The organism is Streptomyces sp. RK62 (assembly GCF_018070255.1).
Lineage (GTDB): Bacteria > Actinomycetota > Actinomycetes > Streptomycetales > Streptomycetaceae > Streptomyces > Streptomyces nigra.
Genome location: NZ_JAGPYD010000005.1, coordinates 221,568 through 245,397, shown reverse-complemented (window position 1 = coordinate 245,397; position 23,830 = coordinate 221,568). Strand labels below are relative to the sequence as shown.

8 protein-coding genes are annotated in these 23,830 nt (G+C 72.9%); all 8 read right to left on the bottom strand.

The genetic code is table 11. The features are described 5' to 3' along the window. Positions 1-16,056 (bottom strand): hypothetical protein (locus tag KBY32_RS12010; protein ID WP_247689330.1); only part of this gene is annotated, 16,056 nt, incomplete at its 3' end. Between the two features lie 72 nt (positions 16,057-16,128). Further along, positions 16,129-16,503 carry a hypothetical protein gene (locus KBY32_RS12005; RefSeq protein WP_055620475.1) on the bottom strand — a complete coding sequence of 125 codons (375 nt, stop codon included), beginning with the start codon at positions 16,501-16,503 and terminating at the stop codon, positions 16,129-16,131. After that, positions 16,503-16,958 carry a YbaB/EbfC family nucleoid-associated protein gene (locus KBY32_RS12000; protein ID WP_108710406.1) on the bottom strand — a complete coding sequence of 152 codons (456 nt, stop codon included), beginning with the start codon at positions 16,956-16,958 and terminating at the stop codon, positions 16,503-16,505. The genes KBY32_RS12005 and KBY32_RS12000 overlap by 1 nt, the downstream gene beginning before the upstream one ends. Before the next feature lie 180 nt (positions 16,959-17,138). Continuing rightward, positions 17,139-20,435 carry an AAWKG family protein gene (locus KBY32_RS35655; RefSeq protein WP_210979925.1) on the bottom strand — a complete coding sequence of 1,099 codons (3,297 nt, stop codon included), beginning with the start codon at positions 20,433-20,435 and terminating at the stop codon, positions 17,139-17,141. 27 nt (positions 20,436-20,462) lie between these two features. Then, positions 20,463-20,933 (bottom strand): type VII secretion system-associated protein, encoded by a 471-nt coding sequence (locus KBY32_RS11990; protein WP_055620472.1) that lies wholly within the window; start codon positions 20,931-20,933, stop codon positions 20,463-20,465. Positions 20,934-21,056: 123 nt separating this feature from the next. Next, positions 21,057-21,365, bottom strand: a complete 309-nt coding sequence (locus KBY32_RS11985) for a WXG100 family type VII secretion target (RefSeq protein WP_055620471.1) — start codon at positions 21,363-21,365, stop codon at positions 21,057-21,059. Between the two features lie 87 nt (positions 21,366-21,452). Continuing rightward, positions 21,453-21,788, bottom strand: a complete 336-nt coding sequence (locus tag KBY32_RS11980) for a hypothetical protein (protein WP_108710403.1) — start codon at positions 21,786-21,788, stop codon at positions 21,453-21,455. Positions 21,789-22,255: 467 nt separating this feature from the next. Then, the gene (gene eccB, locus KBY32_RS11975) at positions 22,256-23,818 is read right to left on the bottom strand and encodes a type VII secretion protein EccB (protein ID WP_210979924.1); all 1,563 of its coding nucleotides are present in this window, start codon (positions 23,816-23,818) and stop codon (positions 22,256-22,258) included. Positions 23,819-23,830: the final 12 nt, after the last annotated feature.

Sequence of the window (23,830 nt, the reverse complement as noted above, 5' to 3'; positions counted from 1 at the left end):
CTGGGGTGTGACCTCGCCGATCAGGGCACTCAGCAGCGCCAGGTGCCGGTCGCGCAGGCCGGCGGCGGTGAGCGAGGCATCCTCGGGCTGTTCGTCCAGGGCGCCGAGCAGGCTGCCCGGGACGTGGGGGCGGTGCGGCGCGTCGGCGTCCCGGTACTCGTCGCGCAGGCCCAGCTGATGGGTGAGCTCGTGGACGAGCTGGATCGGGTCGGCGTCCGCCCACCAGGTCGTCTGGTCCATCACCCGGTCGCGTCCCGCGACGTCCACCGTCAGGTGCGGGGAGTCCTCCGGCCGGACCGCTTCGACGGTGACGTGCAGCCGGTCGCCGTTGGGGAGGCGGTGCCCCGGGTTGTTCAGGAACTCGTGCACACCCGCGGTGAGCCGGTCGTACACCTGGGCCGTCCGGGCGTCGGTGCCGCGCAGCGCGACACGGACGGTGAGGTCGGTGACCGGTTCGCCGTCGTAGGAGAAGCGGCGTGCGTCGAAGCCGGAACGCACGACGAAGCGGGGGCGGTGGTCGCGTCGCCGCTGTGGCGTCTCCGTCGGCTGCGGGTCCGTGCCGGTGCCTGCCCGGGGAAGGCGTGGACGGGCTTCGTCGGTGGCGGCGGTGCCGGTCTGGATGCTGTCGCCCTGGTTGTTGAACGTGAAGCTGGTGCCGAGACCGAGGAAGTTGCCGGTGACGTTGTACCAGCTCTTGTTCGCGGGCAGCAGCGGCCGGACGGGGCTGTCGTCGGGCAGCTGCGCGACGAACATCTCCTTGTAGGCGTTGTACACCTTCGCCGTGTAGCGGGGTTCCCAGGCCGCGTCCTTGCGGCGGTCGTTGGTGACCGCGATGGTCGCCAGGTCCATGAGGTAGGTGTCGATCAGGTCGGTGACGTCCTTGTCCCGCGCACCCTCCTCCCCCGCCCGGACGTCCCGGGCCAGCATGTCCGCCATCCTCACGACGATGTCACGGTAGATCCCGTGGCGGGTGCTGCTGGGGAACGCGGCCATGATGTGGTCGGCCTGGCCCGCGCCCTCGGTGCTCATGGTGCGCGGTGTCTTCAGGTCGCTCAGGCCGGGTACGGCGAGCGGGACCCCCGCGAACATCTCCTCCTCGTCGGGGATGTTCGTGTTCCGGGAGGCGAGGGGGTGCAGGCCGATCTCATGGGCCAGCATCCCCATGATGTGGCCGATGTCGTACTTCTCGAAGTAGTAGCTCGCGAGGTTGATGTCCACCCCGGCCTCACCACGGTCGATCACGTCGGCCGGCGTCTCCGTGGTGCGCAGATGCAGGGTGATGCGGCAGGGACGGCCGCCTACGTACTCGCGGATCGTGTCGTGCCTGCGCAGCAGGTCGATGATGCGGACGGCCTTGTCGCGGTACGTCTCGTCGGTGTGCTTCAGGTTCGTGAACTCGTAGGCGCCCGATCGGAAGGGGGTGATGGTCGCGTCCTGCGGCATGCGCGCCGGGACTTCGGCCGGACCGGTCCGGGGCAGGGAGACGGGGTCGACCCAGACCGACCGTCGGGTGACGGGCGTGGCGGCCCTACGGGCCGCGTCCCACGTCTCGCTCTCCCGTTGCGGCTGGGGTGTGACCTCGCCGATCAGGGCACTCAGCAGCGCCAGGTGCCGGTCGCGCAGGCCGGCGGCGGTGAGCGAGGCATCCTCGGGCTGTTCGTCCAGGGCGCCGAGCAGGCTGCCCGGGACGTGGGGGCGGTGCGGCGCGTCGGCGTCCCGGTACTCGTCGCGCAGGCCGAGCTGGTGGGTGAGTTCGTGGACGAGGTGAGCCGGTGACGCGTCCGCCCACCAGGTCGTCTGGTCCATCGCCCGGTCCCGGCCGACGAGATCCACGGTGAGGTGCGGTGAGTCGGCGGGGTCCACATGCTCGACGGTCACGTGCAGCCGGTCGCCGCCGGTCAGGCGGTGGGCGGGGTCGTTGAGCAACCGCCGTACGCCGTCGTCCAGTCGGCGGCGTACCTGCTCGGCCTGGTCCTCGGGTCCCCGGATCGCCAGGCGCACTGTTAGATCGGTGACCGGCTCGCCCCCGTACGAGAAGCGGCGGGCGTCGAAGCCGGACCGCACCACGAAGCGAGGGCGGTGGTCGCGCGGACCGCGTGGGACCGGCGGGGTGGCGGTGGGCTCGTCGGGCGCCACCGTCCGCGGCAGCCGCGGGGAGGTGCCGCGCGCCGGGGAGCCGGGGAAGTCGTCGGTGTCCATGGCCTCGTCGCCGGACTCGTACTCGGACGACGACCCGGCGGGGTACTGCTCGTGCGCCCCCTCGGTCCGCTCGCCCTGGAGTACGCCGCCCTGGTCCAGGTAGGCGCCGATGTCCTCCGCGTTCTCCCTGATGTGCTGCACCAGAAGCGGCCGTTCCCGCATCCACTGGGGCATGCGCCAGCCGGGGAAGAACATGCCGTGGGTGCCGGACGCCTGGACGCGGTGGCCGAGCCGGCGCCCGATGTGCTGGTTGACCGCCTGGTAGGCGAGGTCGCAGGAGGCGCAGGCCATCTTGAACCCGCCCAGCGGCAGCGTTCTGGGCGCGTCCGGGTCGCCGGGGTTGTTCTCCCAGTGGGCCACCCAGTGCCCGAGGAGGGTCAGTTCGCCGTGCTCGGAGCCGTGCTGCCCCGGTCCCGGGGTGCCGTCCCGGCCCGCCACGTTGAGGACGCGCGGGTTCGCCAACGCGCGCTTGACGAGGTCGAGTTCGGGTGATTCGGGATGGTAGAGGCGGTACCAGCCGGTGGCCAGTGCCCGCAGCTTGGTACGGTCCCGGACGTCCCGCGCGACACCGGGGCGCCGGCGCGCCAGCCACCGCTCGTCGCCCCGCCACCGCTGTCGCTCCCCCGTCAGACGCCGCCCCTCCTGCTCGGCCGCGGACTCGTCGCCGAGGAGCGTGTTCCACTGCTGCTCCAGGGTCTCGTCCCACACCCCCGCGTCGTACTGCTCCTCCAGCCGCGTCCGCAGGCGCTCCTGTTCGGCGGTCCGTGCGGCGTGGTCGCGCTCCTCCTGGTCGAGCCGGGCCGCCCACTGCCGGTGGGACTCCTCGTCCCTGGACCACTGCTCGAGTTCCCGCACGCGCTGGGTGCCGCCCGGCTCCTGCCCCGTGACGAACCAGCGCAGTTCCTGCTCGACCAGGGCGGCCTCGTCGGCGGTGAGCGCCTTCGCGCCGGTGTTGCCGGCGATGCCGAGCGAACCGTCCGGCAGCACGGTGACGGCGATGTGCGGGGTGACCTGGGCGTCGGCCTGGCGGTCCGGCTTGCGGAGCACCTCCTTCACCAGACGGGCGATGCGGTCCAGCATCCGCAGCGTCACCTCGCGGTCCCGCTCGGACGTGCCGGGCGGGCTCGTCCGCGTGAACGGCACCCCCGTCCCGAGGCCGAGCACCTCCCGCAGTTCCTCGTACTCCTCGGACGACAGCCGGCCGGCCTGCTCCACCTGGTCCAGGGCCTCGGGCACACCGATCCCCGTGTGCTCGGTGAACGCGCTGTCGAACGCCACGTCCGGGAAGCCGCCGAGTCGTGCGTTGCGCCGCCGGACCACGTCCAGCAGGGCGTCGGCCCGCAGCTCGGGCTCCTCCAGCAGGGTGGCGAACTCGACCGCGAACGGGTGCTCGGGGCTCGTCCCGACGGCCTCCCGCTCGCTCTCGGAGCCGGAGTCGAGGTCCATCTCGACGTCCGAGTCTCCTTCCGCCTCCGTCGCCCCGCCCGCTCCCGACAGTGTGTGGAGGTCGTATGCCTCCTCCTCGCCGGGCAGGCCCGGGAGGTCACCGTCGGTCGGCGGGGCGGTGGCCGGATCCGGGCCCGGCGCGGGTGCCGGGGTGCGCGGGAGCAGCGGGACGAAGTCGCCGCCACGACGCCGGAGTCGAAGGTGCGGGCCCGCCTCGCCGGACGGGCCGGGGTAGGTGTGGGCGGTGCCGTTCTCCTCGACGAGCGTGACGGTGGTGCCCGTCGCCGCGGCGGCCCACGCGGCGACCGCGCGGTCGGCCCCGGGGCCCCAGGGTGCCTCGGCGAGATGGCGGCGCAGGTGGGCGTCGCGGGCGTCCTGGCTCGGTGCGGGCGCGCCGGGACGGACGACGAGGGGCGGGGGTGAGAAGAGCGTGTCGCGCTCGGCGCGAGAGCCGGGCAGGCCGTTCAGGCGCATCAGCTGCGCGGGGGGCATGTCGGCGCGCCGGCGCAGTCGTCCCGCCTCGTGACGGTCCAGGCCGGGCTGTCGGGCCGCGTGGTGCAGGGCGGTGGAGAGCGCGCCGAAGAAGCCGTTGCCGCGGCCGGTGGGGGTGCCCTGGGTGTAGGTGGCGCCGTCCGGTGCGGTGAGGACGCCGTCGCGGTCGAGCCGGTAGCGCGGGCCGGTGCTGTCGGTGGGCGGGTGCCAGGGCGGGGTGGCGTGGCTGCGGTGTGCCGGGGCGGGGCCCGGGATGCCGTCGTCCGGGGCGGTGGCCAAGGGGGTCGCCGTCGCCGGGAGCGGGGTGACGACCGGGGCCGGGGTGCCGGGTGGCAGGGCGGCGTGGAAGTAGCCGTCGGCGGCGAGGAGGACGGGGTCGGTGGCCGGGTCGACGGCGGCCGGGTCGGTGCCGTGCGGGAGGAAGCGCTGCTCGCGGCCCTCGCCGGTCACGACCGTCACCGGCGTGCCGAGGAGCCGGGCGGCGAGCGCGGGCAGCAGGTCGGCACCGCCGTGGTCGCCGGCCCGGCGTTCCGGCGGGGCTGGGTGTGCGGAGTCCGCGGCCGCGGTGCCGCCCTGCGGGGGCTCGCTCGTGAAGGGCCTGAGCAGGGCGGCCGTCGCGAGGGCCACCCGTTGCTCCGAGGTCGGCCAGAGCGTCTGTGGGAGGCGGCCGAACGCGTCGAACTCGGCCTGCTGGGCCGGGGTCAGCCGCACGCCCGCGAAGTCGAGCTCCGCCTGGGTGAAGGTGTCCGCGGCGTCGAGGGCGAGGGTGTCGAGCAGGTCCTCGTTGCGGCTCTCGCCCAGTTCCCAGGCGAGACGGTTGCGGGCGGCCCGAACGGCCTGTTCGGTGATCGCCGGATCCCTGGGAGCGGCGGTGAACCGGGCCGCGAGGCCGGCGCCGAGGAGGTGGGGCAGCCGGCCGCGGTCCTGGGCGACGGCGATCAGCGCGTGGAAGAACGAGGCGCCGTCGTGCGGCATGTCGTGCACCTCGCGCACCAGCGTGCCGTCGGGCGAGGTGAGGGTGCGCGGGGTCGTCTCGGTGGCGTCGGTGATGCGGTACGGCTCGGGCGCCTCGGAGCGCCATGCCGGTTCGGTGTACTCCTGCGCCCGGTCCGGCACCGGGACGGATGCGCGGCCCTGGTGGTGGGCGGTGAGACGGGAGGCCGCGAGGTGCAGGCGGTGGTGGTCGGCGGCGGCGGAGTCGGTGTGCGCCTGCCGGCGGCGGACCTCCTCCCGTGCGGCCTGCCAGGCGGCGACGGCCGGCGACTGGGCCACGGCCTCGCGCAGGACGGTCGGCCGGTCGGGGTCGTCGTCGCCGAGCGCCGCCTGCTCCTGCGCGGTCAGGGCGAGCCAGGTCTCGCGGGCCCGGGCCCGGGCGTCGTAGTAGGCCTTCTCCGCCGCGGCGAGGTCGCCGGCCGCCTTCGCCATGGCGTCCCAGGCCGCGCCGACCTCGTCGGGGAACGTGGTGTCGTCCAGGAGGCCGTAGTCGCGGGCGATGTCCTCGCGCAGCCAGACCAGGGCGGTGGTCTCGGCCTCGGCGGCGCGCGGTCCGCGCTCGGCCTTGCCGAGCGCCCGCAGCGGGCGGCTGTCGGTGAAGTGGTGGTCCACCTCGGCCACGGTCAGCCAGCTCACCGGAATCGCGAAGAGCATGCTGCGGTCGGTGACGACCTTCAGATGGGTGCCGAGGGTGGTGTCGACGGTGCCCTTGAGTGCGGTGCCGTCGTTCGCGCCGCCGACGGGTACCGAGGCACCCGGGTTGGTGACACCCGCGTTGCTGTTGCCCGCGAGCGGCGACGTACCGACCATGCCCTCGACGTTGTCGGTGATGCCGGCCTCCAGCGCGTCGGAGGTCTTCGACCGCTGCATGGCCTCCATGCGTGGCTTGTTCTCGACGGCGAGGAGCCGGGCGCCGCCGCGGTGCATCCTCGCGTAGAGGCGGGAGTCCGCGGTGTGGGACTGGCCGAGGAGACGGGCGGACGCCTGGGCGGGGAGCTGTGAGCCGTGCGCGGCGAGGGCCTCCCGGAAACCGGCGGTGAGGCCGACCTGGGTGGTGGCCTCCTGCTGCGCCTGCGCGGGGGCGGTGCCGGGGCCGGTGAGCGGGGTGAGGCGCGCCATGCGCACGCGTTCGCTGAGGACGTGGCCGGTGTGGCGGCGGCCCAGGTCGCCGTCGCCGAGGCCGTCGGCGCGGGCGGTCGCCAGGGTCAGGGCGTCCTGCACGTTGACCGCGCCCCGGATGTCCACGGCGAGGATGCCGGAGCCGATGCGGTCGTCGAAGGGCAGCACGTCCGGGTCGGCGCGGCCGGTGCCGTCGTCGCCGGTGCGCCAGGCGGCGATGCCCTGCGCGCGGGCCTGTTCGGCGGTCAGCATCTTCACGGCGCGCTCGGGTTCGGGCACGTCCTCCTCGGTGAGCATGCCGTCGGTGCCGTCGTCGGTGGGGGTGAGCAGGCCGGCCGGGACGATCTCGTTGAGGGTGCCGACCGACGCCACGGCGCGCGGGGACAGAAGATCACCGGACGCGTCGGTCATGGTGACGGTCAGCACGTAGCTGGTGACGATCTCGGCGTGCGCCTGGGTGGTGGCGATGTTCGGCATCGAGGTGCTGCCGGTGGTCTCGGTGCGGGTGCCGGCGCGCTGCTTGGCGGCGGTGCCCTGGAGCGAGGGATTGGCGAGGAGGATGCCGCTCTCCGCCGCGCGCTGGCCCGTGGCGAGGGTGACGTCGGCGCCCTGGTCCTGGGAGGTGCTGCGGGAGTCGTCGCGGGCGGTGGTGCGATAGTCCTCCAACTCGAAGCCGGTGCGCAGCCGTTCGACGGTGGTGGTGACCGGGGTGAGCTTGAACCGGACCTGCGCGGGGCTGCCGCCGACCGGCAGGCGGCTGGGGTTGCGCCAGGTGCGGTGGCGCACCGGCAGAGTCATACCGTCGGTCGTCAGCTCGTGCAGATGGGCGCGCAGGAAGTCCGGGGAGAGCCGCTGCAGGACCTGCTCCCGGTCGTGCGAGGGAACGCCGATCCTCGCCATCCGCCCCATGAGCTGCTGGGCGGCATGACTGGCGTCGAGCCGGCCGCTGGGATGTCCGGGGAAGCGGCGGCCGCGCAGGAAGGGGGGCACGCGGTAGCCCCGGCCGAGGTTGCGCGGGGTGGTGGTGCCCAGGCCGTCCGGGGCGAGCCCGGCCTCGATGGCGTCCTGCATGGGCAGGTGGAACATCACCGCGTCGCGCACCCGGTGCAGCGCGGCGGCGGCGCGCCGGGGGGCGAGTGCGCGCCCGAGTCGTCCGGACAGCCGTCCGGCGGCGGAGCCGACCGCGGTGCCGGCGCGGGTGCCGACGGTGCCCATCGCCGCGGTCCAGCGGTCCCGTACGGCGATGGTCTCGGCGGCGTCGGCGACCACCAGGTACATGCGGCCCGCGTAGGTGAGGGTCGTGTTCCGTCCCCGGGTGAGGGTCTGCGCGATGCTGCGGCCCTTGCCCCAGGCGTACTGGAGCGCGGTCGAGTAGGAGCCGACGACGGCCGGTCCGCCAGGGGTCTGCTGGAGCGGCATGTCGGCGCCCTGAACGCCGAGGGTGGTGCGCGACACGGTGCTCGCGCTGCCGGCCACGCGGTGCTCGTTGCCGAGGGTCGCTTCTAGGCTGGCCGCCTTCGGGTCGCTCATGACGCGCAGGTTGTCCAGTTCGCCGCGGACGGCGGCCTTCAGGTAGTGCGTCTGGAGCGGTCCTGCGCCGATCAGCCCGGTGATCCGGGAGCCGAACGGGCCGAGATACTGGCCGAGTTGGCCTGCCACGTGCAGGTCGGCCATGGCCCGCCGCAGTGCGCTGCGCACCGGCGCGCCGGGCGCGCTGACGTGCCAGGAGGTGCCGGAGGCGCGGTCGGCGGTGTCCTGCATCACCTGCTGACGCTGCGCGCCGCCTTCGGTGCTGAGGACCACGTGCGGGGCGCGCAGCAGTCTGCGGACGAGCCGTTGCCCCGCCGAGTCCGTTCTGGGCAAGGGGCGGGTGCCGTCGAGGATTTGGTCGGCCTCGACGGCGGAGAGCCGTACGGGTGCGGCCGCCGGTGCCGGTCCGGCGGGCGGCGGGTCGGCGGGTGCGTACCGGTCGGAGCCGTGCGCGGCGGGCACGGCGAGTTCCACGCGCCCCACGGTCTCGCTGCCCCGGTGGAACAGCGGCCGCTCCTCGGCCTTGCTGACGAAGACGCCGGCGCCGAGGAGGCCGAGCGTGACGAGCCGGGCCCAGCCGCGCGGGCGCCGGTGCCCTTCGAAGGAGGCGCCGAGTTCCACCTGGTAGCTGTAGAGGTCGGCGCCGTTCTGGAACGTCAGGTGGTCGTGGGTGACCGCGGCCGTGCTGCGGGTGCCCTTCTGTTCGGTCCTGGCGTAGCGGGCCCCCACGGACACGTTGCCGGTCTGGCGCGGCACCCCCGCCTCGGGCACCTTGTCGTGGTCGCGCGGGGACACGCCCACCTCGACGCCCGCGGACAGGGTGGTGGACGCCTGCTGGCCCTGACCGGACACCTCGGTGCCGATCACCGCGTTGCGCAGCGAGCGTTCGCTCATGGTGGTCTCGAAGCGGCGGTCGGTGAGTCTCGCTCGCAGGATCAACGTGTGGTGGCCGCGGCGCACTTTGCCGTCCTCGGTGAGGGTGACCGGCACACCGGTGGTGGTCAGGTCGTCCAGACTCTGCGCCAGGGTGGGCCGGTTAAGGGCCTCGCGGACCTGCCGGTCGTTGTGCAGCGCGGTCCGCATCCTGCCGTCGCCGTACCAGAAGCGCGCCAGCCGCGGGTGCCGCAGCATCGACGGCGGGACGAAGAGGGACGGGTAGGAGCGGTGCAGCGTGTCGAGGACGGTGTCCGCGAAGACGCGCAGCGGATCCTGGGCGGCGGGGGGCCCGGCCTGGTTCCGGGTCCGGTCCGGCGGCTGGGTCTGTCCCCCGGTCGCCACGGTGTTTCCGGGGCGGTCGGGGCGGAAGCCTTCGGCGCGGACCTGGCCACCCAGGTGCACCGGGTCCTCGCGGGTGAGGTACCAGGGCACCGGCGGCTCGGCGTCCGGGTGGGGGCCGGTCCGTCCGGGTGTCCGGCTGTCCCAGCCGGCGAGCCGGCGTGCGTCCTGGGTGGAGATCCAGTCCAGGCTGACCACACGCACCGGACGCGCCGCGGACGCCGGCTCGCCGGCCTTGCGCACCATGAGGGTGCGCTCCACCCGGTAGAGCGCGACCGGGTGGTTGCGCAGCCGTCCGGTGGTCTTGCGGGCCGCGTCGGTGCCGAGCTGGTGACCGCGCCCGGAGCTGAGGTCCGCGCGGACCAGCGGCCCGCCCTGGAGGCGTACGTCCGTTTCCGGGCCGACGAGGGTGTGGTTGGGGCCCGCGGTGATCTGGATACCGAAGCGGGTGTCGCGGACGTGGCCGCGCTCGTTCTGGTACGTGGTCTGCGTGAGGTCGCGCAGCTCCGCCTTGACCGACTCGGCGACCAGGGTGGCGCGGTGCGGGATCGACCGCTCCACGACGAGGTGCCCCAGCGGACGCAGGGCGCTCCCCCGGGTCAGCTCGGGTCCGCTGACCGACCCGGCGAACCGGCCGAACAGGGCGAGCAGCCGTCCCGGGCGGACGTACGAGACGAGGGTGCGGTGCGCGGAACTGCCGGGCCGGGCACCGGACAGGGCGAGCGCGACGTCCTCGGGCGGGTCCACCAGGTGCAGTCCGGTGACATCCGTCATCCGCGGCTCCGTCCCGTCCGGGAAGGTGAGCGCCCGCGGGGCCCGGCGGGGGCCGTTGAACGGCACGGTGAGGTCGTCCGGCAGGCGCCAGCTCAGGCCGTCCCGCATGGCGAACCGCGCGGTGTGCACCTCGCTGCGCCGCCAGTTCGGTCCTGTCGCGGACGGGGCGGCCGTGTCGGGCGTCTTCGGTGCCTCGGTGACGCGTTCCACCCGTACCCGGTAGTGGACGTCGTCCAGGTGCAGGTGCGAGCCCTCGTGGGCACGGTGCTCGGTCTGGTCGTACGCCTGGGTGCCCAGGGAGTAGTCGGTGCGGCGGGTCCAGCCCAGTGAGACGCCGATCTTCAGCAGCCAGTTCAGCGGCGGGCCCATGCTCAGCGCGGCGGCGATCCGGCGTCCGTGGCCGACGCTGCGCCCGCCGCCCGTGCCGGCCTGGCCGCGCCGCATGGTGTCCACGCGGGTGGTACCGCCGTGCACGTCGGAGAAGCGTTCCCAGCGGTGGTACGGGATGGCCTCGACGGTCATCTCGTGGCCGACGCCGGACTTCTCCCGGCCCACGAGGCGTGCGCCGCGCGGGGCGGTGAAGGCGGCGGGCTGGTGGGTCAGCAGGCGCAGCAGCTCCGCCTCGTCGAACTGGTCGCGGAGCTTCTTCGGCAGCTGCCCGAGGATCTCCTCGGCGACCTGCTCGGGCGAGCGCAGGGTGAGCACGCCGGGGCCCGCGAAGAGGCCGGTCGGCCGGTTCCGGCGGGTGCCGTCCGCGTGGGACGCCGGGGTGCCGTCGCCCGGGCCGGGGTCGGCGGCCGGGTCGATGAGGACGGCCGGCAGCCGGCTGCCGTCCTCGAAGGTCACGGTGCGCGGCGGTGGGCCCGGGGGGCGGGCGTCCGGTCCGGTCAGCAGGCGCGCCGGGCGGTGCCGTTCGAGCTGCGTCTCCAGCGGCACCGGGTCGCCCCGGTCGGGGGTCCCGGGGGTGGGGCTGTCGAGGTCGGTGATCCCGCCCATGCCGCGCAGCCACGCGCCGAAGGGGTCGTCGCCCTCCGGCTCGGCGGTGGCCGGGATCTCGGGGGTGGTGACGGTGTCGGGTACGGGAGCGATCGGGGCGGTGGCAGGGACGAGGGCGTCGTAGTGGTCGGTGCCGTTGTAGGCGAGGTGCAGGGTGCCGCCACGGCCGCCTGGATGGAGGGGGGTGACGAGCGTGGTGGCCGGTGCGTGCGGGTCGGCCTGGACGAGACGCAGGTCGAGGTCGAGGGTGTGGGCCAGCGCCTGCGGGAGCACGTCGGCGAAGGGAGAGGCCCACAGCCCGGCGTGTTCGGCCGCCGCGGCGACCAGTCCCTCGGTGCCGAGGCGTCGCGCGTCGTCCGGGGTGGGTGCGATCTCGGCGAGTCGCGGGTAGCCGCTGTTCCTGAGGACGCGCCGCCAGCGCCGGGCGTCGCCGTGCTCGACGACGGCCTCCGCGATGCCGTTCCAGCGCTGGGTGATCCTGCGCTGCGCGTCGGGGTCGCGCACCCCGGCGAGTGCGGTCATGCGCAGGTCGTCCACCACGGCGAGCACCGGGTCCGGGGTGGCTTCGGCCGCCGCGGCGGCCAGTTCGGAGCCGGCGATCCGGTCCCGCAGCAGGCCGCGCAGCCCGGCGACGTCGCGCGCCGCCCAGTGGGGCGGGACCTCGTGGGCGCGCGCGCTGTCGAGCAGCGCCCGGAACAGGCAGTTCCCGCCGCCCGGTGTGTCCAGCCGCCTGAAGGTCCGGCCGTCCGCCCGCACGGCGTCCGTGCCCGTGGCGCCCTTGCTGAACAGGGTCAGGTCCTCGGCGAGGCTCTCCGGGCGGCTCGGCGCCGGAGCGAGGTCGGGCCTGCGCCGGGCGAGTTCCGCGGTGTCCTCGGCGCTCAGCGCCAGTTCGGACAGCGGCAGCGGAGCGCTGGACAGGGACCAGGTGATCCGCGCGGACGGCGCGTAGGTCAGCCCGCGCACGTCGTCCGGGGAGACCAGGGTGTCCGGCGGAAGCGCGGGAGGCGGCGGGGGCAGCAGGGCGTCGAGTGTCGTGTCCGGTGTGGCGGAGTCGCGCAATGCGGCGGCGGCGCGCAGGAAGTCGGTGTACTGGTGGGTCGTCGGTCCGGTGGCCGGGTCGACCGCGGCACCGGGCCGGTCGCCGACCATCCGGCGCAGCAGGTCCGGTGTCATGCGGCCGTCGCCGTAGCGGGACGCGGTGTCGGGGTTCAGCCAGCGCAGACCGTCCACGTACGCCAGCCCCGCGAGCAACTCCTTGTTCTCCGGCCGCTGTTCGGCGTCCGGACCGAGAACGTCGCGCAGGGTGCGGATCTGCTGGAGGGTACGGGCCCGGGCGAAGGCGTCGGCGGGGCCGGGGCCCGCGTGCAGACCGGCATCGCGGGCGAGGGCGTCCAGGTCGGCGCCGCCGGGCTCCGGGGTGAACAGCCGCCAGCGTCCCGGCCCGTCCGTGCCCTCGGTGAGTACCGCGCGGACGTCGCCGTTCCCGTCCCGGGCCGTGCCGGCCTCGGTGGTCGGCGCGTACACGGGCCGTCCCGTGCGGTTCGCCACGTGCTGGGCCACCGGCAGCCCCGCAACGCGCGGTTGCCGCCCGGTCTCGCAGGAGAACAGCACGAGGGGCCGCGACCGGTCACCGTCCCGCGCCCAGGACTTGAGCACCTCCCCGAGCTGCACACCGCTGACCTTGACGGCGGGGCGTGCGGCATCGTCGGTGCCGAGTGTGACGGTGCGCGGGGTGCCGTGCGCCACGAAGTAGTCGGCCCCCTCGTCGGTGCCCGCGCCGGGCAGGGCGGCCGGTGGGCCGGTGAACACCGTGCGGACCGGACCGGACGGGGTCGGGCCCGATGTGGTGCGCACCCCGCGGAAGGTGTCCTGGTCGAGCAGTGCCCGGCGGCCCGTGTCGCGTGGAGTGCCGTCGTCGGCGGGGTCCTGCGAGACGGTCAGGGTGCGTACGGCCCGTCCCGGCCGCGGTGTCGCGGCGGTCTCCGGCACCCAGCGGCGGAGCTGGCCGAGCGGGATCGTGGGGCCGTCCAGGGTGGTGATCACGGTCGCGTGGGCCGGTGTGGCGCCGTCGTCAGGGGACCCCTCGTGCGCGGCGTCCCGCGTCGGCCGCACGACGACGCGTCCTCGCGGCGGCTGGGCCACGGGAGTGTCCGGTGACGCGGGTGGAGGCGGCGTGCCGCCGGCCCCGGGCCCGCGTCCGCCGGCGGTGCCGGGTGCGGTGCCGCCTGTTCCGCCGGTCTGCCCCGACTCGAGGTGCAGGTCGGTGGCCGTCTCCGTCCAAGGGCGGGACAGGGTGGCGAGCTTGGCCGCCGGGGGTACGGCGGAGGCGCCGGGGTCAAGGGCGGCTCCCTTGCCGCGCGGAGGCGTCGCGGACTCCGTGGGCACCTTCTCGGGCGGCGGGGCGGTGGTTGCGCTCCTCGGTCCGCCGTCGGTCGTGGTGGTCGTGGTGGTGCTCTCGGTGGCGGGACGAGGTGCGGGGCCGAGCGCGTCGGCCAGCGGCACGAGGATGTCCGCGCCGGGGAAGGACGCCTCCGTGGTAACCGTGTTCGTGGTGGGGCCGTCCGGCCTAGGCACTGAGTTCGTGAGCGGACGGACGCGGACCGGCGCGCCCGGCCCCTCCCGCGTCAGCTCGACTGCGGTGCGGGGCGCACGACCCGCACCGTCGGCCGTGACCGCCGGCCCCAGGACGACGGCGCGGTCCGCCCCGGCGCGGTCCAACAGGCCGGCCGCCTCGGGCGAACCCTCCACGGGTGGCGGCATCTCCGAGACGACGATCGTCAGCGGCTGAGCCTCGGACACGTCGCCGGTCCCGGCGTACGACCCGGTGGTGCTCACCTTCGGCGAAACGCCACTGAGGTCGGGGCCCGGTGTCAGGACATCGTCGGAAGAAGAGGGCGGCCCGGCGGTGAACGCGGCCTCCTGGGAGGAGGTGCTGTCCTGGGAGGTGTCCAGGGAGGCGGTGCCGTCCGCAGCGGATGTGGTCTCCGCGGAATCGGAGGTCTCCGTGGTCACGGAGGGCTGTGCGGAGCCGTCCTGGGCGACGTGCGGGCCGACCTGGACCGTCGTGCCGTCCTCGGCGACGTGCGGGCCGACCTTAACCGTAGTGCCGTCCTGCGCGACGTGCGGACCGTCCGCGCCCACCGTGCCGTCCGGCGCGACGCGTTGATCGACCGTAACCGTCGCGCTGTCCGGGGTGCGCGTGCCCTCGGGCTGCGAGCCGGTGGGTGTTCGGGAGCCGTGGGAGGCCTGGGAGCCGGAGGGGGTATGGGTGGCCCCGGGCGTGGGCGAACCACCGGGCCGGGCGCCGCCGGTGCCGGAACCGGGTGCCTGCTGGGGGGAGTTGGACGCCACGGGGCTGCCCCCGGCCTGGCCAGGAACCCCCGGTCCGGCCAAGCCGTCGGTGCCGCTCTCGCCGATCCCGTTCGAACCGCTGGTGACATCGACGTCCCGCGAACCCGTCCCCCCGGCCATGTCCGCCACCGTCGTCGCCGTGCCGAAGCCGTCCAGGGCCCGACGGACCTCGTCGGCGGCGACCTGGATCGCGGGCCCCTCCCCGTGGGGCACCACCCGGACTTCGGGCACCTGCGAGAGCGCGTCGTGGAGGTTGTCGCGGACGTCGATCTCCGTGCTGCCGGGCGACTGGGCGCCGCGCAGGGCGGCGATGTCGTGCAGTGCCTGCTCACGGACGTCGGCGGGGCCGTTGTGGACCTGCTGCCACAGGGCGTTCTCGGCGGCCGTCGCGGGCAGCGCGCCCGGGGTGTACGCCGGGGGGTCCTGGGGGCTGTAGGGCGGGGGGTCCGCGCTCGTGTACGGCGGTGGGCTGTCCGCGGTACGGACCGGCGGGAGTGTGCGCGGGGAGCCGGTGTCGCCCGTGAGGTCCGTGTCCGGGGCACCGCCGGAGCGGCCGGGACCCTCGCCGTCCCGGGTGCCTGAGGAGTCGGACGTGTCGCGGGTGCCGGTATCCCGGGTGTCGGTGTCGGTGTCGGTGTCGCCGGTGGAGACGGTGGGCGGCTGGTGGCGCAACTTGTCGATGACGTGGCGCAGTTCGGCGCCGCTGTTGAGGGCGGTGTCGGTGAGCGTGGCCTCGACCTGGCTGCTGATGCCCGCACCGACGAAGGTGGACCAGCTCGTGGACCAGTCACCGTCGAAGGCGCCCTTGATCAGGATCTCCGCGAGCGCTTCGCCGGCGCCGGCCGCGAGGAAGTCGGAGGTGCCCTTGATGCCGTAGTGCCCGGCCAGTGCGCCGGGTCGGTCGGCGTTGTTGCGCAGGATCCGGCTGTTGCGCCACAGGTTCGGGTTGTTCCGGAAGGACAGCGGGTTGTCGTTCCGGAAGGTCGGCGGCGGGGTGTGCGGGACGCCGTCCGGGCCGTTCGCCTGCGGGCCGGGGTCCGGCCGGTCCTTCGGGGTAGGACTGGGGCCGGGGTCCGGCTTGGGGCCGGGGCCGTGGTTGCCGAACTCCGGGTTCGGGGTGTTCTTGAGATTGGGGTTGGGCTTGAAGTCGAGGTCGGACCCGTCCTTGAGGAAGTTCGTGTCATAGCTCTTGACGATCTTCTTCGCGATGTCGTCGAAGATGCTGGTGAGGAAGCCCGCGGCGGCCCCGAACGCGGCGGACTTCAGGATGTCGCCCCAGTCGAAGCCGTCGGGACGGCGGCCGTTCGGCGCGAAGTTCATCATCGCCAGGCGCACCGCGAAGGTGGTGAACGCCTCGGCGAACGCCTCGGTCAGCGAGGGCGCCAGGTGCAGCCGCTGGAGCAGGTGGCTGAGCGTGGTCAGGATGAGGAAGCGGCTGCGCAGCTTGGCCATCATGATCTGGCTGGCCGAGGCGCCGCCGGTGAAGAAGGACATCGCCAGGTAGATGGCGATCTCGATGAGCAGCCGGATCACCTCGGCGATGACCTGCCACTTGGACTCCATGATGTCCATGGAGGTCTTGCGGCGGCCTTCGGCGATCTTCTCGAGTTGTTCGGCGAACTCGCGCAGGTAGTTCTTGCCGCCGTCGTCGATGAGCATGCCCATCGCCTTGGCGTACGACTTGGACAGGTCGTCCGGCATCACCTCGGCGATGTCGTGGATGGACTTGTCGATCAGCGAGGACAGCCGGTCCACCTTGCGGCCCAGGCCGGAGTAGGGCCGCCGGCTCTCGTAGGCGAGGTCCTCGTCGGCGTCGATGAGCTTCTCTCCGGTGAGGATGAAGATCATCGCGTTGACCTCGGGCGATGCCTTGATGCTCATGCGCCGCCGTCCCGTGAGCAGGACGGAGCGGCCGCTCCCGGGGTGCTGCGGAAGCGGCCGGCGGTGCGGGGATCAGCGACGGCCATGCCCGCCCGGGCCGTCACCGTTCAGGCCGTCGGTCTCGATGCGGCTGTCGGCCCGCTCGATGTCCTCGATGTGGCGGTCGCGGGTCTCCTTCATCATCCGGACCTGGCTGACCGTGGCGTCGGTGATGCCCACGACCGCGTCGCGGATGGACATCATCGTCTCCTTGGTGGTCTGCCGCTCCTTCTGCTCCTGCGGCTTGGCCTTCTCCGCGAACTCGCCCTCCGTTCCGGGCCAGGTGACGGTGGGCGCGAGGTCGTCGAGGAACTCCTCGGTGATGTTCTTGGCCAGGGTGCCGATCTCCTCGAGCTGCCTGGCCAGGGCCTCGATACGGTTCGGGTCGGCGTAGTAGCGCTGTCCCATCAGTCCTCCCCGTCCTCGCCGAGGGCGTCCCGCCAGGCGGGGGTGGCCCCGGTGTCGCGGGGCGTGTCCTCGTCGTCGTCACGGAGCACCTCGGGGCCGAAGATCCGCTCCCAGTCCACCTCGAAGCCCTTCAGCTCCGGGATGCCGCTGCTGGGTTCGGTGAAGGGCGCCATCGCCTTCATCACATGGCGGTTCATCTTCAGGCGGGCCGCGTTCGCCGCCTCCAGAACGCTGGCCGCCAGCTCCTGGGGCGACATGGCGCGGTACTTGTTCTCCAGGAACTCGATCCCGGACAGCTCGCCCTGCGGGCCGACCGTGGCGCGGACCGCGCGGTCGGAGGACAGCACGGTGAACGACGCCTGCCGCAGCTCGCGTTCGGTGCGTGCCACCGCCTCCTGGGCGGCCTGGAGCTCGGCCATCGCCTTCTCGAGGCGCTTCTCCAGCGGTTCCGTCACGCCCGCTCCTTCCTTCGCCGTCGGTCTCCGGGTGCGCCCGGCGGTTCGCCTTGCGCGCCCGGCCCCGCTCGACGGACCGTCAACTGCCCTGCTGATCTTGCCCGGTGAGACCCCCGCCGCGAAAGCGGGGGCAGGGTGTGATGCGTCTTCCGGGGTGCCCGGCCCCCGCTCGCGTGGGGCTCACCGACCGATGACGGCGGGTGTGCCGCCCTCTTCGGTGCCCCACACGTCGGCGTCCTCCTCCAGGTAGTCGGAGCTGGTGACCCTGGCGCGGCCGGGCTGCGTCTCCTCCTCGGGGGAGTCACCGCCGGTGGTCGCCACACGGGACGCGGGGGCGAGGAAGGTGTCGTCGTCCTCCTGACGGTTCCACGGGTTGCGCCGGCGGCGGTTGCGGCGTTCGCTCTCCTCCGCCGCGTCGACCAGTACGGCGCGCACCCGCTCGCCGTTGCCCTTGTCGCCGCCTGCCCCCATGCCCCCGGCGCCCATGCCGCCCATCGGCATTCCGGGGCTGCCGGGCATGCCGGGAGCCCCCGGTGCTCCGGCGGCCGGGGCGAGGGGTGTGGCGGCGTTGTCGGCGGAGCCGTCCGAGAGGGGATCGACTCCTGTCCCGCCGGAGCCGTCCGCGGTGACGTGGCTCTCCCCGATGCCGACACCGGATGCCGCGTCGCCCGCTCCTCCGCCGACGCCGAGATCGGAGAGCGACAGGTCCTGGACGGAGGTACCGCCTGCGGTGTCGTCGAGGCCGCCGCTCTCCAGATCGCCGAGGCCGTCGAGGAGGTCCGAGGTGTCCGGGCCGCCGGACGTGTTGAGATCGTGCAGGTCGATGCGCTCGGTGTTGCCCTGCGGGTCGGTGACGGTGGCGATGCCCGTGTCCGGGTCGATGACCTGCTTGCTGCCGTCGGGGAACTCCGTGGTCAGCATCCCGTTGTCGAGGCTGGTCCGTGAGCCGTCCGGATTGGTCACCGTGGCGCCGTGGGTGAGGTCGGTGGTCGTGGTGGTGCCGTCCGCGTCCGTACTGGTGAGAAGACCGCTGTCCGGATCGAAGCTGATCCTGCTGCCGTCGCGGAAGTCGGTGGCGATGTCGCCGTCGCTGAGCTGGGTGCTGCCGCCGGTCGGGGTCTCCAGCCCGCTGAAGTCGCTGTTGAGGTTCCCCAGGTCGCCGAGGTCGGTCTCCGACTGGGTGGGCAGGTCGGAGTCGATGTCGCCCAGGTCCGCGTTGGCGTTGCCGTTGAGATCGCCCAGGCTGCCGAGGTCCTGGGTGGTCGTGGTGCCGTCGGGATCGGTGGTGCTGACCTGGCCGGTGGAGGGGTCGACGGTCTGGACGCTGCCGTCGGGGAAGGTGGTCGTCAGCCTGCCGTCGTCGCCGAGGCTGGTCACCGAGCCGTCGGGGTTGGTCACCCTGGTGCCGTCTCCGAGGTCCTGCGTGGTGACGCTGCCGTCCGGGTGGGTGGTGGTGAGCATCCCGCTGTCCGGGTCGAAGCTGGTGCTGCTGCCGTCCGGGAAGTCGGTGGTGAGCTTGCCGTCGTCGAACTGGGTCGTGCCGCCGCCGGGCGTCTTGACCGGACCGCCGCCCGCGTTCAGGCCGCCGAGGTTCCCCAGGTTCTCCGTGATCGCGTCGTTCGCCGAGTTGTTCGAGTTGTTCGAGCCGCCCGGTCCCGTGTTCATCGCGCCGAGATTGCCCAGGCTGGTGATGCCGGGGGGCGGGGTGGACGTGAAGGCCTCCTGGTCGCCTCCCTGGCCGTTCACGTCGCCCAGGTCGCCGAGGCTTTCGGTGACCGGGTTGTTCTGGTTCAGCAGGTCGTCGAGGCCGTCGAGGTTCTGCTGGGTGACTCCGCCGGGGTCGTTGATGCCGCCGAGGCTCTCCTCCATGGCCTTGGCCTGCTCCTCGGCCAGGCGCTTGGCCTCCTCCTGCTCGCGCCGCTGCTCCTCGCGCAGCTCGTCCTGGTACTTCTTGTCCTCCTCGCGCTGCCGGTTCTGCTCCTCGCGCAGCTCGTCCTGGAGCCGCTTGTCCTCCTCGCGCTGCCGGTTCTGCTCCTCGCGCAGCTCGTCCTGGTACTTCTTGTCCTCCTCGCGCTGGCGGTTCTGCTCCTCGCGGAGTTCGTCCTGGTACTTGCGGTCCTCCTCGCGCTGCCGTTCCTGCTCGGCGCGCAGCTCGTCCTGGTACCGGCGGTTCTCCTCGTTCTGCCGGTTGATCTCCTCCTGCTCCTCCTTGGCCTTCTTCTCCTCGTACTCCTCCGAGGCGGTGCTGGTCGACTTCGGCTCGGGCACGTTGCCGGAGAAGTCGCCGCCCAGGTCGAGGAAGTGGTTGTTCAGGTTCGACTGCACCTCCGCGGCCGGCTTGCCCAGGTACTCGTTGACGCCCTGGCTCCAGATCTTGACGGCCGCGTCACCCACCTTCGCCCAGTTCGCGATGTCGGTGAGGTCGCCGTACTCGGGGTGCACCTGCGTGAAGCCGGCCTGGGGGCTGTGGCTGACGGTCGTGGAGTAGCGGGTGGTGTAGGACTTGATGTCCGTCTTGGCCACGTTGTTCGCGTCCACCCACTGGGCGAGGTCGTCCAGGACGTACCGCAGGACCTGATGGGGGTCGTAGTACGGCGACTTGGCCCAGGCGAGCCATGCCTCCAGCAGCTTGTTCGCGGCGTCCTCGAGGTACTTGCGGCCCAGCGACAGGGCGCGGGAGTACACGGTGCCGCCGGTGCCCGTCCCGTCGCCGGCGGCGGGGCTCTCGTCGAAGGTCTCGACGTAACTGTCGTAGTTCTCGCGGATCTTCTTCAGCAGGCTGCGGAAGACCTCCGCGGCCTCGCCCTTCCAGCTCGCGTCGTCCCGGCCGAAGCGGTCCTCCCAGTCCTTCAGCACGACGGCGTGGTCCCTGAAGAATTTGGCGGCGAAGTCGAAGGACTCGCCGGTGGTGTTGAAGGAGTTCAGGTCCACGACGTCCGCGCCCGGCACGCCGAGGTTGCTGAACCGGGCGTCGGCGGTGTTGCCGCCCAGGAGGGCGAGGAGCGCCGCCCGCGGCCCGTTCATGTACCGGGCGAGCGGGATGGTGCTCATCTTGTCCTTGTTGTAGTCCGTGAACTCGTTGCCCTCACGGACCTGGGCGTCGTGGACGTTGTCCGATCCAGGACTGGCGAAGATGATCTCCTCGCCCGCCTTCACGCGGCCCTCGAAGACGATCCGGGCCTGCATGATGGAGCGCTTCTTGCCGCTGTCGAAGAACCAGATGTCGTAGTCCTCGCCCTTGTTCGTCAGGAATCCGGAGTCCTTGACGAGCAGGCTGAGGCTGCGCTCCTTGATGTCCATCCGGAACAGCTTGCCGCCGTGCTCGGAGCGGAGGGAGTCGAAGATCGTGTTGCGGTCGGGCACCGGATAGCCGGTGATGTGGGTGACCAGAGTGGCCCAGGTGTCGGTCGACGGGTCGCCGGCGTTGTCGAACTTGTCGAGATTGGCGACGGAGTTGGGATCGTACCGATCTGCCACCGGTGGCGCCCTTTCTGGTCGGTGGGGTCAGGACTCTTCGTCCGAGGCGCCGGTGCCGCCGGCGGTGAGGGTGTCGACCTCGTCGAAGGTCTGGAGGAGTGTCTGGGCGTCGATCGCGTCGAGGTTCTTGTCCTTGGTCTTGTTCGCCTCTTCGATCGTCTCGGTGAGGGCCTCCTTCAACTCCTTGAAGAGGTCCATCTGGTCGCCGAGCAGTTTGTCGATGGCCTCGGCCGCGGTGCGGATGTCCTCGATCAGCTTCGGCCCCGAGACCAGCGGCTCGGTCACCATCCTGCCGATGCGCAGGAGTTGCTTGTCCTGGGCGAGGTTGTCCGGGGTGGTGTGGCCGTCGATCAGGTGGCCGAGCGGACGGATGTGGGAGCCGTCGCCCTGCTCCTTGTGCTTCTTCGCGGCGGTGTGGACCGGCTGTACCTCGTTGTCCCGGAAGTTCTCCATCTGCTTGAGGTCGAAATGCTTGACGTCGGCCTTCTCACCGGCCATGGGACGCACTCCTGACGCTTGGTGCCGGACGGGGACACGGGGGCCCGGCAGGCGCCCCCTTCACGGACGACGGCCGGGCCGCGCCGCCGAACCCTCGACGGGGAGGTAGCTTCCGGCGATCCCCTAACGGGCCCGCACGTTCCCCCAGTTGTCGGCGCTCCTGCGCTCGTCACGGGAGTGGTTGTCGTGGATCGTCTGGATCAGCTCGCCATTGTCGCCGAGGAGCTGGGCCATGTTCTTGGTTGCCTGGTCCCACTCGGCCTGGACCTGGCGGTAGGTCTCCTGGTCGGAGCCCTCCCAGGAGGCGACGAGCGGCTTGAGCTCGTCCTCCAGGTTGTTGAGGGTCGTGATGATCTGCTGGGTCTGCGCCATCAACTCCTCGATGGCGTTGCGGACCACGGGGTACTGCACGTCGATGATGCCGTCGGCCATGACGTCTCCTCTCGTACGGCCGGGCGCCGGCCCGGGAAGCTCAAGGGGTCCGGCCTCGCCGTGACGGGGCCGGTGCTGCCGGTCGGGTCAGCGCAGCGCTTCGAAGACGCCCTGGCTGGTCTTGCTGTTGAGGACCTCGGTCAGGTCCTGGTTCTCCTGCGCCAGACGGTTGGCGGAGGTCACGTTCTCCTGGAGCGCGTCGACCATCTTGCTGATCTGGATGACGACCTTCTGTGCCTCGGCGTTCCAGCTGCGGAAGAGCTTCAGCAGGGCCTGGCCCTCGTCGCCGCCGACGCCCGAACGCGCGGCGATCTCGGCGACGTTGTTCTGGATCTTCTCGACCTGGTTCCGGGCCGACTCCAGCGAGGAGACACCCCCCAAGCCCTTGGCATAGTCCGCTCTCCTCGCGGCGCTGTCCGCCATGTCGCGCTCCCTTCGTTCAGCCCTGTCTCGTCACGCGGTTGCCCGCTGAGGCTAAAGAGAAGCCGGTGTTCCGCGCAACGCGCGCAGGGAAGATTTGAGCTTCGGTCGGTCTGTCTCAGAATTCTTGCGTGGCAAGGGAGTTGAGGTCAGGTTTCAGCGATATGAACAAGCCTCTCGAGGACCGGGGCCCGCGGCCCGGCGCGGGAGACGCGAGGCGGGCGTGAAGCGGGCACCGGAGGAAGCCGAACGGGCTTCGCGAAGAGCCGTATCCGGCATTGCAGGCGCTTCCCCGGGATTCCGCGGGCACCGCCGTCCGTGAATATCTGAGCCTTCTTTGAGGTTTCCGCCACAGGCCGTTCCCCGACGGCTGGGACGAACTTCACACCGTTGGCGACGACTTTGGCTCAATACCTCTGTCGGCCCCGTCCTTTTCCTTTCATCGGCACCGAATGCTCTGCTTGCCGTGATCAGCGCGCGGTGTCCGCCTTGTCCTCGATGGCGCTCGCCGCGGCCGGCTTCCGTTCCGGGGCCGGGGCGCATCGCGGGGCGGTCACCGTGGGCTCCACGACTCCCGACGCGGCGGACGCGTCGAGGTCCGCCCCGGTCGGGAGAGCCGCGAGCAGCGGCGCCGGGACGGAGGCGATGTCCCCGGCCTCGTAGCCGAGCGCGGCCAGTGCCTTCTTGGACGGGACGCGGTACTTGACGCCGTTCTCCGCCACCAGGTAGCTCGTCCCGGCGTGGGCGGCGCCACTGGCGTTGAGGGCGCGCACCAGGGCGCCCCGGCCGGGCCGGACCACCGTGGCATCGGTCGGGACGCAGGCCGGCTTCAGCGGCTGTGCGGTGCCCTCCGGCACCGCGACCGGGGCCAGGCGGGTCAGCGGCACGAGCACCGATCTGATGCGGACGCCGCCGTCGTCGCCGTCGACCTGTGCGCACAGCGCGGTGCCGCGCGGTACGGACCGCGGGACGGGTGGTGCGTCGGGCAGCTCCGCTGAGGCGGCGCCCTGCGCCGTGGCCCGGTGTTCGCGCAGCGCGTCCGCACCGACCGTGCGCACCTCGGGCGAGCGCCCCTGGTAGGCGTCCTTCTGGGTGGCCGGGTCTCCCAGGACCAGGGCGGCGCCGAGCCGGGTCAGCGGCACCAGACCGTCCTTGCGCAGCAGGTGGTAGGTGCTGTCGCCGCCGGGGACGCTGACCTTGAAGAGCTGGCCGACGCGAGTGGCCTGCCCGCCGAGTTCGGGCCCGGTGTCACCGCGTCCCTCGACCACGGGCGGCTTCAGGACGGGGCCGGGGGCCAGTGCGTCGAGGAAGGCCGCCGAGACCGGCATCGGCCGCACGGAGCCGTAGCCGAGGGCGTTGCGGGCGTCCGACGCGCGGTCCAACGGCAGCCGGCTCCCCCGCCAGACCAGGTACTGGGTGCCGTCGGGCCCTTCGACCAGCACTCCGCGACCACCGCCGATGCCGCTGGTCTCCAGAGGCGCACCGGCCACCAGGGTGGTCGCGCCCGCCTCCTCCACGCCCGTGCTCACTACGGCGCCGGAGGTGTCCGGCAGCGCGCCGTCCGGGCCCGTGACGCACATGTGCCAGGCACCGTCGTCGAGCCGGCCGGGCTCGGGCACGGCGTCGGGGGCGCCCGGGATGCCCGCGGGGGCGCCCACCGGGACGTCGCTCAGCGACGCCGACGAGACGTCGACGGACTCCAGGTCGGCGCCTCCGATGAGCCGGGCGGAGGCGTAGTTGCGGACCGGGTGCAGGACGCCGTCGGTGTTGGTCCACAGGTAGCGCGCGCCGGTGTCCCGGTTGACCACGAGGTGCGCGTCGTCGCGCCAGGCGTCGTTGCCGCCGGGACGCAGCAGGCCGTAGACGGTGGCGCCGGCCCCGACCAGGACGGTGACGAGCACGCCGAAGACCACGCCGCGCGTGGTGCGTCCCAGCGGGCTCTCCGGAGCGTCGGGGTCGGCCATCAGCAGGCCCGAACTGAGCCTGCCCATCATGAAGGTGTGGGCGTGTACCTGGTCGCGTTTGGACTGCACGGCCTCTCCTTG

What these genes read in the sequence shown, in the direction of transcription:
- KBY32_RS12005 (WP_055620475.1), bottom strand. Translation starts at nt 16,503, where the DNA reads ATGGGACAGCGCTACTACGCCGACCCGAACCGTATCGAGGCCCTGGCC.
- KBY32_RS11990 (WP_055620472.1), bottom strand. Translation starts at nt 20,933, where the DNA reads ATGGCCGGTGAGAAGGCCGACGTCAAGCATTTCGACCTCAAGCAGATG.
- KBY32_RS11985 (WP_055620471.1), bottom strand. Translation starts at nt 21,365, where the DNA reads ATGGCCGACGGCATCATCGACGTGCAGTACCCCGTGGTCCGCAACGCC.
- KBY32_RS11980 (WP_108710403.1), bottom strand. Translation starts at nt 21,788, where the DNA reads ATGGCGGACAGCGCCGCGAGGAGAGCGGACTATGCCAAGGGCTTGGGG.